This window comes from Burkholderia contaminans (genome assembly GCF_029633825.1).
GTDB lineage: Bacteria > Pseudomonadota > Gammaproteobacteria > Burkholderiales > Burkholderiaceae > Burkholderia > Burkholderia contaminans.
Genome location: NZ_CP090640.1, coordinates 644,319 through 657,287, shown reverse-complemented (window position 1 = coordinate 657,287; position 12,969 = coordinate 644,319). Strand labels below are relative to the sequence as shown.

10 protein-coding genes and 1 pseudogene are annotated in these 12,969 nt (G+C 66.6%); 3 read left to right on the top strand and 8 right to left on the bottom strand.

The window, feature by feature from the left end; genetic code table 11:
• Window positions 1-50: 50 nt before the first annotated feature.
• The 6 genes and pseudogenes from LXE91_RS03095 to rpoH form a co-directional block, all read right to left on the bottom strand.
• Window positions 51-2,533 (bottom strand): annotated as a pseudogene (locus LXE91_RS03095) (family 20 glycosylhydrolase).
• Between the two features lie 586 nt (window positions 2,534-3,119).
• Window positions 3,120-3,236, bottom strand: a complete 117-nt coding sequence (cydX, locus tag LXE91_RS03090) for a cytochrome bd-I oxidase subunit CydX (RefSeq protein WP_011353251.1) — start codon at window positions 3,234-3,236, stop codon at window positions 3,120-3,122.
• Between the two features lie 62 nt (window positions 3,237-3,298).
• Window positions 3,299-4,435, bottom strand: a complete 1,137-nt coding sequence (gene cydB, locus LXE91_RS03085; RefSeq protein WP_039346099.1) for a cytochrome d ubiquinol oxidase subunit II — start codon at window positions 4,433-4,435, stop codon at window positions 3,299-3,301.
• Window positions 4,436-4,466: 31 nt separating this feature from the next.
• Complete coding sequence (locus LXE91_RS03080) at window positions 4,467-6,047, bottom strand: cytochrome ubiquinol oxidase subunit I (protein WP_039346098.1); 1,581 nt, start codon at window positions 6,045-6,047, stop codon at window positions 4,467-4,469.
• A complete protein-coding gene (cydP, locus tag LXE91_RS03075) occupies window positions 6,037-6,315 on the bottom strand; it encodes a cytochrome oxidase putative small subunit CydP (RefSeq protein WP_039346097.1) in 279 nt (92 codons plus the stop codon). Before cydP ends, LXE91_RS03080 begins: the two co-directional genes overlap by 11 nt.
• Window positions 6,316-6,682: 367 nt before the next feature.
• Complete coding sequence (rpoH, locus tag LXE91_RS03070; RefSeq protein ID WP_039346096.1) at window positions 6,683-7,618, bottom strand: RNA polymerase sigma factor RpoH; 936 nt, start codon at window positions 7,616-7,618, stop codon at window positions 6,683-6,685.
• Window positions 7,619-7,976: 358 nt separating this feature from the next.
• Between rpoH and LXE91_RS03065 the strand changes: the two genes are divergently transcribed.
• Together LXE91_RS03065 and LXE91_RS03060 are read left to right on the top strand one after the other, a co-directional pair.
• Window positions 7,977-8,546 (top strand): acyloxyacyl hydrolase, encoded by a 570-nt coding sequence (locus LXE91_RS03065; RefSeq protein ID WP_039346092.1) that lies wholly within the window; start codon window positions 7,977-7,979, stop codon window positions 8,544-8,546.
• A 45-nt stretch (window positions 8,547-8,591) separates the two neighbouring features.
• Complete coding sequence (locus LXE91_RS03060) at window positions 8,592-8,975, top strand: nuclear transport factor 2 family protein (protein WP_039346091.1); 384 nt, start codon at window positions 8,592-8,594, stop codon at window positions 8,973-8,975.
• Between the two features lie 143 nt (window positions 8,976-9,118).
• Here LXE91_RS03060 and leuA read toward each other — a convergent pair whose 3' ends face one another.
• Both leuA and ybiB read right to left on the bottom strand, forming a co-directional pair.
• Window positions 9,119-10,765, bottom strand: coding sequence for a 2-isopropylmalate synthase (gene leuA, locus LXE91_RS03055; RefSeq protein WP_039346090.1), 1,647 nt, complete (start codon window positions 10,763-10,765; stop codon window positions 9,119-9,121).
• Window positions 10,766-11,145: 380 nt separating this feature from the next.
• Window positions 11,146-12,120: a DNA-binding protein YbiB gene (gene ybiB / locus LXE91_RS03050; protein WP_039346089.1), complete on the bottom strand. Its 975-nt coding sequence runs from the start codon at window positions 12,118-12,120 to the stop codon at window positions 11,146-11,148.
• Between the two features lie 188 nt (window positions 12,121-12,308).
• On the opposite strand from ybiB, the gene maiA reads away from it, so the two are divergent.
• Entirely contained in the window at window positions 12,309-12,953 is a 645-nt protein-coding gene (gene maiA / locus LXE91_RS03045) for a maleylacetoacetate isomerase (protein WP_039346506.1), read from the top strand.
• Window positions 12,954-12,969 lie beyond the last annotated feature (16 nt).

Genomic DNA, 12,969 nt, shown 5'->3' with positions numbered 1-12,969 from the left:
CGCGTTCGCCTGCGTCGCGCCGTCGCGCAGCCATGCAACCGCTCAGCCGGTCACGGATTCGTCAGCGTGAAGGTCGGCTTCCGGTAGCCGACGCCGGCCCGGTCGAGCTTCGGCAATTCGCGTTGCGTGAGCAGCGTCGCGAAACCTGCCCAGTCGCGCTGCAGCGCGGCGATGTCGACGTGATGCGTGTCGCCGCGCTTGAAGCGCACGCCGGCCGCATACGACAGCTCCCAGTCGGCCCGGTGCCATGCGCGCTCGGCGAGCGCGAGCAGCCGCGGATAGGCCATGTATTCGAGGAAGGTGTCGTTGCGCATCACCTCGCCCCACGCCTGCCCCTGCATGCCTTCGATGCGCGGCGCGGGGCCCGTGCCCGTCACCTCGAACGTGTTGCCGTCGCGGTCGCCCATCACTTCGGCGTTCTGCGGCAGGTTCTCCGGTGCGAGCGAGAACACCTTGTACTCGTCCGTCGCGTGCGAGCCCCAGTAGTAGCCGCGCTCGCGCGGGTTGAGCGTGTACGGGAAGTCGAAGTACAGGTAGTCGGGCAGCGCGAGCACCGTCAGGTAGCCCTTGCCGCTCAGGTCGCGTGCGCTGTCCGAGGCGCCCCAGAAGATCGTGTCCCACAGCGACACCATCACGTGGCGCGTGCTGAAGTCCTGCGGCCCGTTCGCATGCTTGATGCCGTCCTGCCACGCGGCCATCGTGTCGATCCCGTTCGCGTTGACCGCCGCGCTCACCTGTTGCGCGAAACGCGTCGGCAGCTCGTCGATCGACTTGATCTCGCCGCGCTGGAGCAGCGCCGTGCACGCGGGCGAACGCGCCCACGGCTTGTCCTGCGCGGCGAGGTCGATGCGTCCCTTGTTCGGGGCGGTGCCGTTCAGCGGCTGGAGCCCCCGCCGAGGAAGATGTTCTTCGCCTCGTCGCCGCCGTAGTGCCAGGTGTGAAGCGGCGCCTGCGCGTCCGCATGCATCGCCGCGATCTCGCGGATCACCTTCGACGCGAAATTGAGCGCGCCCGGCACGCACGGGTTCAGGTCGCTGCGCCGGTCGTAGAACTGCACCGTCGTCAGGTTCGACGTGTCCTGCGGATCGAGCAGCCGGTATGCGTTCGCTTCCTGCTCGCGGCCGGCCGCATGCAGCCGCTTGTAACGTGCCTCCATCGTCACGACGGCCGCGCGCGCATGCGCGGGCATGTCGATCTCCGGGATGATCTCGACGAAATGCGCGGCCGCGTAGCGCACCAGCGACACGTAGTCGTCGCGCGTCAGGTAGCCGCCGCCGGAGCGGTTGTCCGGGCCGGAGCCGAGCTGCGGCAGCAGGCAGCGCGTCTCGCTCGGGTCGTGGCAGCGGCGTCCTCCGATCTCGGTGAGTTCGGGCAGGCCGGGAATCTCGATGCGCCAGCCCTCGTCGTCGGACAGATGCAGGTGCAGGCGATTGAGCTTGTACGCGCTCATCTGGTCGATCAGGCGGCGCAGCGTCGCCGGATGCTTGAAGTTGCGCGCGAGATCGACGTGCATCCCGCGATGCGTGAAGCGCGGTGCATCCTCGACGAGCATCGCCGGAATCGGGCCGCCGCCAACGGGCGCGAGGGAGTAGAGCGTCTGCACGCCGTAGTAGAGACCGGCGCGATCGTACGCTTCGATGAACGCACCGCGCGGCCCGATCGCGAGCCGGTAACCGCCCGGCGTTGCGATGTCGGCCGGCAGTCGGCGCGGCGCGACCACACCCCATACCGGCACGCGTGCACCGTCGAGCCCGAGTGTGCTTGCGCGTTCGCGCAGTGCCGCGACCTGCGCGTCGGGCAGGTTCGGCAGCGCGAGCTCGACGCCGCGCAGGTCGAGTGTGCCGGGCAGCGGCTGCTCGCGCTTCACGCTCGGCAGCGCGCGGCTCGCGTCGGGCCGCGCGGCGACGGGCGGCGCATTGCCGGTCGAGTTGTTCTGCGCGTCGGCCGGCAGCGATTCGACGTAGCGCAGCTCGTCGTCGGTGTCGTTGTAGCGGAGCACGGCGGCCGGCGCGCCATCGACGACCACGTACGGGCGCGGGATCACGTCGCTGTACCGCAGCAGCCAGTATTCGGCGACGAACGGCAGCTCGATGCGCTCGCCCGGTGCCAGCCGCACCGAGCCCGGTTGCGGCGTCAGTTCGTACAGGTCGCCGGTGAGCCGCCGCAGCGCGAAGCCGGGGCGGTCGATCCGCAGCAGGCGGCGGATGCTGTGCAGGTAGAGCTTCCAGCCGCCGTCGGCGATCGCCTGATGGCCGCGGTTCTGCAGGATCAGGCGGCCGGTCGCGCAGGCCGCGCCGTCGGCGCCGAGATCGGCGCACGGCACGCCGGCCGCGGCCGCGTGATTGTTGTCGACGGCGACGCGCAGCGCGAGGCCGTTCGACAGCAGCGCCGCGAGATCGGCCGGCGGCACGGGTGGACGGACGGTGCCGGCCGTCGCGACCGCCGCGCTCGACGCCGGCAGCGCGCCGAGCGCGACCGGCGACAGTGCCGCGATCAGCAGGCCGGCAAACAGGGTGGACAAGGTTCGGTTCATGCGGACTCCTGAGACAAAAGGGGGCGTAGCGGCGTCACGGGATGACGTCGCTGCGAACGGGGCTTGCAACGGAGCTGCGGGGACAACAGGGTGCGCGGGCGATGCGGCTGCCCGCGCGGTGTCGGCACGCGGGCGCGTGCGTTACGGAACGGGTGGCGGGCAGGCGTGCCGGTCGGATCGGCGCGGGCGGATGCGCGTCTTCATCGGCGGCGCACGGCAGCGGCGGCTGCTGATGTTGATGCCGTGACGACGTGCCCATGGGCCAAGGCGCGTGCGCGACCTGCACGGTCGAAAGCGGTCGCGCTTGCCGACGACGCACAACCGGCCGCCGCGTGCAGACGACGAGACGGCGCGCAGTCGCGCGCCCCATACGGGATTCGCATGTCTCCCCCACCCGGAAGGATTCGGCCTGTCAGCGGCCGTGTCCAAAGATCTTATGAAACCTTTTATTGGTATTCAAGTGGTATCAATCTGGCGCTAAATTGGCATCGGTGTGACGGACCTGTCCGGCCGGCCCCGGGCGAAAAAAAACCTCGCGCGAGGCGAGGTTCCTTCGGGACGGCGGCGGCGCGATCGGCCGCGCGCGTCAGTCGTGGCGAACGCGTGCTTCCTGCGTCTTCTGCCGCGCTTCGAGCCACATCGCATTGACGATGCCGAACGACAGCGCGACGCCGATACCGAGAATCCAGCTGAAATACCACATGATCCGACTCCTTGCGAAACGGTGGGCGGGGGCACGTGCGCGCCCCGGCCCGGTTCAAAGCATCAATACATCGAATGCTTGTTCTCTTCGAGCACCTCGCGCGTGACCTTGCCGCGCATCACGCGGTACACCCAGCTCGTGTAGAGCAGGATGATCGGCAGGAACACGATCACCGCGAACAGCATCACCTGCAGCGTCATGTGGCTCGACGTCGAATCCCATACGGTCAGGCTGCTGCGCGGGTCGAGCGACGACGGCATGATGAACGGGAACATCGAGAAGCCGGCGGTGAGGATCACGCCCGTGATCATCAGGCCCGTGCAGAAGAACGCCGTTTTTTCCTGCTTCGAGCCGGCGAGCAGCAGCGCGAGCAGGCCGCCGGCGATCGCGACGACGGGCGCCGCGATCATCCACGGATACTCGCCGTAGTTCGCGAGCCACAGGCCCGAGCCGGCTGCGACGTCCTTGAGCAGCGGGTTCGCGACGGTGTCGGTCGGTGCGGCGTGCGTGATGTGGAAGCCGCCGATATACGACGCGATCAGCACGCCGGCCAGCACGAACAGCACGACCGCGAGGAACGACGCTACGCGCAGTGCGACCGACGCGCGGCGCGCGATCACGCCTTCCGTCTTCATCTTGATGAAGGCGGCGCCGTGCGCGACGAGCATCGTGAGGCTGACGAGCCCGCACAGCAGCGCGAACGGGTTCAGCAGCGCCCAGAAGCCGCCGTAGTAGGTCACGCGCAGGTCGCTGTCGAACTTGAACGGCACGCCTTGCAGCAGGTTGCCGAACGCGACGCCGAACACCAGCGCCGGCACGAAGCCGCCGACGAACAGGCCCCAGTCCCAGCCCGCGCGCCAGCGCGGGTCCGGCCGCTTGCTGCGGTAGTCGAAGCCCACCGGCCGGAAGAACAACGCGAACAGCACGAGCAGCATCGCGAAGTAGAAGCCGGAGAACGACGCGGCGTAGACGAGCGGCCAGGCCGCGAACATCGCGCCGCCGGCCGTGATCAGCCACACCTGGTTGCCTTCCCACGTCGCGCCGACCGTGTTGACGATGATGCGGCGTTCCTCGTCGGTCTTGCCGAGGAACGGCAGCAGCGCGGTCGCGCCCATGTCGAAGCCGTCGGTGACGGCGAAGCCGATCAGCAGTACGCCGACGAGCAGCCACCAGATCAGCTTGAGAGTTGCATAGTCCATAGCGATTCCTTGTTCGGTTGCGACAGCGTGCTCAAACCGCGGCCCGCTCGCCGGTGGCGGCGAGTTCGTGGTGATAGCGGCCGGTATGCAGCGACGACGGGCCGAGGCGTGCGTACTTGAACATCAGCTTGATCTCGATGACGAACAGCGCGGTGTAGAACGCGATGAAACCGGCGAGGCTCAGGTACAGGTCCGTTGCCGTCAGGCTGGACGCCGACAGATGCGTCGGCAGGATGCCCGCGATCGTCCACGGCTGGCGGCCGAGCTCGGCAACGACCCAGCCGAATTCCGCGGCGAGCCACGGCAGCGGGATCGCCCACACCGCATAGCGCAGGAACCAGCGGCGGTTGTCCTGCAGCAGTTGCCGGCGCGCGCAGAACCAGAACGCGGCGACGAAGGTCGCGAGGAACAGGAAGCCGAGGAACACCATGATCCGGAACGAGAAGAACACGGGCGCGACCGGCGGGATCGTCTTCTTCGCGGCGGCCTTGATCTGCTCCGGCGTCGCATCGATCACGTTCGGCGTGAACTGCTTGAGCATCAGTCCGTAGCCGAGATACTGCTTGTGCTGGTCGAACAGCGCGCGGGTCGCGTCGCTCTTGTCGCCTTCCTTGATCTTCTGCAAGGCGCCATACGCGACCATCCCGCTCTGGATGTGTTCCTCGCTGTGCTTCGCGAGCTCGCGCAGGCCGATCACCGGCTCGTCGATCGAGCGCGTCGCGATCAGGCCGAGCGCGTACGGGATCTTGATCGCGTAGTCCGTGCGTTCTTCCTTCTGGTTCGGGATCCCGATCAGCGTGAACGATGCCGGTGCCGGTTGCGTTTCCCATTCCGATTCGATCGCGGCGAGCTTCATCTTCTGCACTTCGCCCGTCGTGTAGCCCGACTCGTCGCCGAGCACGATCACGCAGAGCGTGGCCGCGAGGCCGAAACCGGCCGCCACTGCGAACGAGCGCAGCGCGAAGTCGACGTCGCGCTTCCGCAGCAGGTACCAGGACGAGATGCCGAGCACGAACATCGCAGCCGTCACGTAGCCGGCCGACACGGTGTGCACGAACTTCACCTGCGCGACCGGGTTGAACAGCACGTCGAACAGGCTCGTCAACTCCATGCGCATCGTCTGGTAGTTGAACTCGGCGCCGACCGGGTTGTTCATCCAGCCGTTCGCCACCAGGATCCACAGCGCGGACAGGTTCGAGCCCAGCGCGACGAGGAACGTGACCATCAGGTGCTTGACCTTCGACAGGCGGTTCCAGCCGAAGAAGAACAGGCCGACGAAGGTCGATTCGAGGAAGAACGCCATCAGGCCTTCGACCGCGAGCGGCACGCCGAAGATGTCGCCGACATAGTGCGAGTAGTACGACCAGTTCGTGCCGAACTGGAATTCGAGCGTGATGCCGGTCGTCACGCCCATCGCAAAGTTGATCCCGAACAGCTTGCCCCAGAACTGGGTCATGTCCTTGTAGACCTGCTTGCCGGTCATCACGTATACGGCTTCCATGATGACGAGCAGCCAGGACAGGCCGAGCGTCAGCGGCACGAACAGGAAGTGGTAGAGCGCCGTGATGCCGAACTGCAGACGTGACAGATCGACGACTTCGCTACTTATCATGGTGGTCTCCCTCGGTGGATGCAGGCGCCGGTACCGAGAGCAGCTTCTCGGCGACGGCGGCAGGCGGCAACGACATGTGCTCGGCCTGCGGATGATTGAAGAATGCGTATTTGAGCGACATCAGGAGGATCAGCTTGACGATCAGCACCAGGGTGATGTCGCGGGCGAGGGTCGGGCCGCGTGCCCACGCGGCAATGCACGCGCGCCAGCCGATCGTTCCGGCCGGCCGCGGCGGAGGCGGCGCAGGCTCTTTATTGATCGAGATCAAGGTGATTATCCTGAATCGATTTAGGTGCGATTTGGGGCGACTTTACGTCGGATTTATGACGGCCGTGAAGCTGTTTTAATCCTTTTGCGCCTGACATGCCAATTTTAAAATGACGGCTTTCCGATGCCGAGTGCTGCGCTGCGGCAGACCGTCGCGAAACACGGGCCGAAACTTGAGGCAGATCAAGGTTATGCGGAAGGGGCCCGCAAACGGCCTATTACCTGACGAATCAGGTCAATTAATCCGCACTGAAACGGGCCGAAAAACGTACGAAGAAGCGAATGAGAAGCAGCGGAAATGACGGGCGAAAAAAAACCGCTGCCGGTCGGGCAGCGGTTTTTGATGAAGCGCTCTAATTCGCAGCGATTTACGCGTATTCGGCGAGGGCAGTGCGCATCTTTTTCATCGCGCTCGCTTCGATCTGGCGGATGCGTTCCGCCGACACACCGAACTCGGCAGCGAGATCGTGCAGCGTCGAGCCGCCCGAGCCGTCGTCGTCGACGTGCAGCCAGCGTGCCTCGATGATGCGGCGGCTGCGCGCGTCGAGTGCGCCGAGTGCCTGCGCGATGCCGTCCGTCTGCAGCGTGTCGCGCTGACGCGCGGCCAGCACGGCGGTCGGTTCGTTGTGCGAGTCGGCCAGGTAGGCGATCGGCGCGTACGATTCCTCGCCGTCCTCGACCTGCCCTTCGAGCGCGATGTCGCCGCCCGACAGGCGCGTTTCCATTTCGGTAACGTCTTCGCGCTTGACGTTGAGTTCCTTCGCGAGGCCGTCGATTTCCTCGGGCGTCATCGCCTGCAGGCCCTTCTTGTGGCTGCGCAGGTTGAAGAACAGCTTGCGCTGCGCCTTGGTCGTCGCGACCTTCACCGTGCGCCAGTTGCGCAGGATGTACTCGTGGATCTCGGCCTTGATCCAGTGGATCGCGTACGACACCAGGCGCACGTTTTGCGCCGGGTCGAAGCGCTTCACCGCCTTCATCAGGCCGATGTTGCCTTCCTGGATCAGGTCGCCGTGCGGGAGGCCGTAGCCGAGGTAGTTGCGCGAGATCGACACGACGAGCCGCAGGTGCGACAGCACCAGGCGGCGTGCCGAGTCGAGGTTGTTGCTTTCGCGGAATTCGGTCGCGTACTGGCGTTCCTCTTCGACCGTCAGCAGCGGAATGCGATTGACGGCCTGGATATACGCGTCGATGTTGCCGAGCTGGCCCGGCAACATCGATTGGGCTGCGAGCGCCAGCGAGCCTGCCGATGCGGCCTTGGCCGGCGTCGGGCTCAGGGTGTTCGGGAGGGTCAGGGCGTTGCTCACTAAAAACTCCTTTGGAATCAGGGACAAACCCCCGGTCTCGGATGAGATTCCGGGAGCCATCTTAGCACTCCCGGAAACCGAGTGCTAATTCCTTAGAGCAAGCGTGGGCATCGGAGTTCCCGTTTTTCTATCGAGTAAGTCGAGTCGATAGTCTATTCTGCGACAGGGAGCGCGGAGCGAAGTTCCGTAAGCCGTTGTTTCTGATGGGAATCGGTAGACGATTTCAATTTTTGTCGTTTTGGAAGCAAGCCATTTCGCTTTGTGATGCCGATCCGAAAAGTCCTTTACCATACCATTCAGTTCGCTCGAGCCGGCCGAAGCGGCTGGCTCCATTCAACCCCCAAAGTTGGAGTGACAGATGAACAATAAGAAGAATCGCCGGCCCCGCAGCCGGCTTGCGCTGCACGCGATGCTGGCGGCGTCCCTTCTGGGCGGATCGGGCGCGGCATGCGCGGATCGATGGGGGATCCAGGCGGGCGGCGGTTTTTCGGATCGCCGCGGGGTCGACAAGGCCGACCTCGGCGTGGTGTGGGATCCGGGCTGGAACTGGTGGGAAATCGGCGGCTGGCACTTCGCGTTCGTCGTGGAAGGGCATGCCGGCTACTGGCACACGGGCGGGAACGTCCACGGCAACATCGGCGAATTCGGCGTGACGCCGATGTTCCGCTTCATCAAGAGCGCCGGGGAGGTCCGCCCGTTCATCGAGGCCGGCGGCGGCGTCAGGCTGCTGACGCACCCGACGATCTCGGATCGCTTCTCGATGGGCACCGCGTTCCAGTTCGCGCCGACGGCGGGGGTGGGCGTGCAGTTCGGCCAACGGCAACAGTATCAGGTCGGCTACCGTTTTGAACATGTGTCTAACGCGGGTATCAAAGAGCCGAATCCTGGTATAAATTTCCACCAGTTCTACTTGCAGTACAACTTCTGATCCGCACGCCCGCGCACGGCGTGCGCGTTGCCGAGGAGTCAGGCGATGGCGAAGGTGGTCGATGCGATCCGCGCGCTCGAGCGCGATCGGTTCCGGGCGATGGTGGACGGGGACGGCGAGGCGCTCGACACGCTTTTGTCGGACAAGGTGTTCTTCGTGCACACCAACGGCAAACGCGAAACCAAGCAGCAGTTCATCGACGCCATCGTCGCCGGCCGCCGCCGCTATCGCCAGATCGAAATCCAGTCGCAGGACGTGCTGCCCGTCGGCGATGAAACCTGCGTCGTCACCGGGCGCGCGTTGATCGAGATGGAAACGAACAACGGCGGCCTGGTCTTCCCGATTGCCTATACCTCGGTCCATACCCACGAGCAGGGCCGCTGGAGCCTGTTCGCGTGGCAGGCGACGCGGTGCGCGACCGAGACATGAGCGCGCGTGGCGCTCCTTTTCATGTCCCGACCGAAGCGGCCTTCTGGGCCGCTTTTTACTGCCTCGTGCGGCGCGGATCGCGCGGCGCACGGGCGGTCACGCCCCGCTCGCTGACGTTTGAACCCTGAAACGGAACCGGGCGCTCAGGCCGCCGCGCGGCGATCCGCGCAGTGCCAGGCCGAGCGGTTGATCGCGCTGACGACCGCGTCGAGCGCGGCGCTCGACGCATCGGCATGCAGGCCGACGCCGTGCCGCAGCGGCGCATCGCCGACCCGGCAGCCGACCGATACCGCGATCCGTCCGTCCGTCGTGCGGGTGTGTTCGCACGACGCGACGTTGATCGCCGCGCCGGCGGCCGCCGCGAATTCCGCGGCCAAATGTCGCACGGCCTCGTCGGGCGGGGTATCTGCCGCGGGCGCTGCCGCGATCTCGCGGTTCTGCCAGCGCGCGCCGTTGCCGTGTCGCGCGGCCGGCCCGTCGGTGTCGAAGAATTCGCGCGCGAACAGCGCGCAGATCGCATCGCCCGTCACTTCCTCGCCGGACGCGTCGGCGAGCGTCTGCACCGCACGGCTGAATTCGATCTGCACGCGGCGCGTCGGCGTGAAGCCCATCCCGCGTTCGAGCAGGAACGTCGCGCCGCCCTTGCCGGACTGGCTGTTCACGCGGATCACCGCGTCATAGCTGCGGCCGAGGTCGGCCGGGTCGATCGGCAGGTACGGCACTTCCCAGGCCGCGTCGGGGCGCTGTTGCGCGAAGCCCTTGCGGATCGCGTCCTGGTGCGAGCCCGAGAACGCGGTGAACACGAGGTCGCCCGCGTACGGGTGGCGCGGATGCACCGGAATCTGGTTGCAGCGTTCGACGACGCGGCGCACCGCGTCGATGTCGGAGAAATCGAGGCCCGGATCGATGCCCTGCGTGTAGAGATTCAGCGCGAGCGTGACGAGATCGACGTTGCCGGTGCGTTCGCCGTTGCCGAACAGGCAGCCCTCGATGCGGTCGGCGCCCGCGAGCAACGCGAGTTCGGCCGCCGCGACCGCGGTACCGCGATCGTTGTGCGGATGCACGGACAACACGATGCTGTCGCGGTACGCGAGGTTGCGGTCCATCCACTCGATCTGGTCGGCGAACACGTTCGGGCTGGCGGCCTCGACGGTGGCCGGCAGGTTGACGATCATCTTGTGATCGCGGGTCGGCCGCCAGGTTTGGGCGACCGCGTCGCAGATCTCGCGCGCGAACGTCAGCTCGGTCATGCTGAAGGTTTCCGGCGAGTACTGGAAGGTCCACTGCGTGTCGGGGCGCGCGGCGGCGTGTTCCTTGATGATGCGCGTGCCGTCGATCGCGAGCGCCTTCACGTCGGCCTTCGACATCCCGAACACGATGCGGCGGAACGACGGGCACACCGCGTTGTACAGGTGCACGATCGCGCGCGGCACACCTTCGAGCGCTTCGAACGTGCGGGCGATCAGGTCTTCACGCGCCTGCACGAGCACTTCGATCGTCACGTCGTCGGGAATCCGCTTGTCGTCGATCAGCTTGCGGACGAAATCGAAGTCGGTTTGCGACGCCGACGGAAAACCGACTTCGATCTCCTTGAACCCGATCGCGACCAGCATTTCGAAGAACTCGAGCTTCTGCTCGATGCTCATCGGCTCGATCAGCGACTGGTTGCCGTCGCGCAGGTCGGTGCTCATCCAGACGGGCGCGCGCTCGATGGTGCGCGACGGCCATTTGCGGCCATTGAGGCGGACGGGCTCGAACGGACGGTACTTGTCTTGCGGATTGCGCTGCATCTTCTGGACCTCGGGTCTCAAGTCGCGAGCGAAGACGGGCGGCATGGGCGACGGTTGGCGCTGCCTCGCTCCGCGGCACGTGGACGCGCTGCGGATGCGGATGATCTTCGCGAGTCGGCCGACGGATAGACGGACGAATGCTGACGACTTCGGGTTGTAAAAACTACGAGAGGGGTACTGCGAGGAACTGCTGGGAGGGACCGTGCGGACAGCACACGGCGCTACGACAGCCTTAGGCTAGTCGTAGCGATAGCGGCCGCGCTAGGCGGCCGGAGGTAATTCGGAGGGTGTTCGGAAAGGAACGCATGAGGACAACTCTATGCCAGGATGCGCTCGCGTGTCAAATGCCCTGCGATCGGGGCCGGCTCGCGAGCGCGCCTTCAGCGTGCGATACGGGCGATCTGGACGATCGTCGCGACCTGCCGGGCGACCGTGTCGGGCACCGGCACTTCGCCGCGCAATACGGCGTCGGTCCACGCGGCCGTCGTGGCCGCATCGCGCGATTCGGGCAGCGCGACAGAGGGCGCGTCGGTCGACGAGCGTTCGGCCTCGATCAGCGTGTCGCACACGCCGTCGTGCAGCCAGTCGACCTGCACCTGGCGCCGCGTGTCGGCAACGGCTTCGCCCTCGGTGCCGCGCGCCAGCAGCGCGCCGCCGAGCGCGGCGTCCGGATGGTCGCGGAACAATTGCGCCAGGCTGTCGCGGTACGGCGGGTGCGTGTAGTTGACGAGCCGCAGGCCGGCCGGCGCGAACGGCTGCAGGATCTTCACGAGCGTGTGCGTCGAGTTGCGCACGCCGAGCACGCTGCGCATCGACAGCAGGCGGGCGATGCGCGGCGCGAGCACCTCGATCGACGCGAACGCGACGCGGCGCTCGGCGAGCATGTCCTCGATTGCATCGTGCGACGTCGACGGCGCGATCGACAACGCCGAGAAGATCTCCGCGCTCGTCACGCGGCCGGGATCCCGCTCGACGCCATGCACGAGCACCGGCACGCCTTCGCGCGCGAGCAGCAGCGCGAGCAGCGGCACGAGGTTCGGTTGCTTGCGCGCGCCGTTGTAGCTCGGGATCGACACGGGGCGGAACGCGGCATCCTGCACGTGCACCGGCTCGAACGACGCCTGCGCGGCGGCGAGCATCGCGGCCAGCTCGTCGGCGGATTCTCCCTTCAGCCGATAGGCGATCAGGATCGCGCCCAGTTCGACGTCCGACACGCGCGCGTCGAGCATGGCGCGATAGAGCTCGAACGTGTCCTCGGCGGACAGGGCGCGCGCGCCGTTCGGGCCGCGCCCGATTTCCTTGATGAAGCGGGCGCAAGGGAACGGAGCGGCGGCGGGATCGTGGGAGGCGGTCATCGGGGCGTGGGGCGGGCGGCCGGCGTCGGGCCGCGCTGTGAGCGGTGAGGAATGCCCCGAGTATCGCACGGGTGCGGCTGTCGCCAGGCGAGGCCGCGCGGCGCGCTACACTCTGATTCCCGGCGGTGCGCGCGGGCTGCGCCGCGCCCGTGCCGTCGCCGGCCGAATACGACTACGAGAGACATCCCATGAAGCTTTACAGCTATTTCCGCAGCTCCGCGTCGTACCGCGTGCGGATCGCCCTGAACCTGAAGCAGCTGCCGTTCGACTATGTCCCCGTGCACATGCTGCGAGACGGCGGCGAGCAACTGAAGGACGCGTATCGCGCGCTGAATCCGGATGCGGTCGTGCCGACGCTGACCGACGGCGACGCGACGCTGCAGCAGTCGCTGGCGATCATCGAATATCTCGAGGAAACCCATCCGGAACCGGCGCTGCTGCCGAAGCAGCCGGTCGATCGCGCGTATGTGCGCGCGGTCGCGCTGCAGATCGCATGCGAAATCCATCCGCTCAACAACCTGCGCGTGCTGAAGTACCTGAAGCACACGCTGCAGGTGCCCGAAGAAGCGAAGAACGCGTGGTACCGGCACTGGATCGAGGCGGGCTTCGACACGCTCGAGACGCGCCTCGCGAGCGATCCGCGCACCGGCAAGCTGTGCTTCGGCGACACGCCGACGCTCGCCGACGTGTGCCTCGTGCCGCAGGTGTTCAACGCGAACCGCTTCTCGATCGACACGACGCGCTATCCGACGATCCAGCGGATCGTCGACCATGCGTCGACGCTCGATGGGTTCAAGGCCGCCGAGCCCGGCGTGCAACCCGACGCCGAATGAGCGTGCCGCGCTCGGG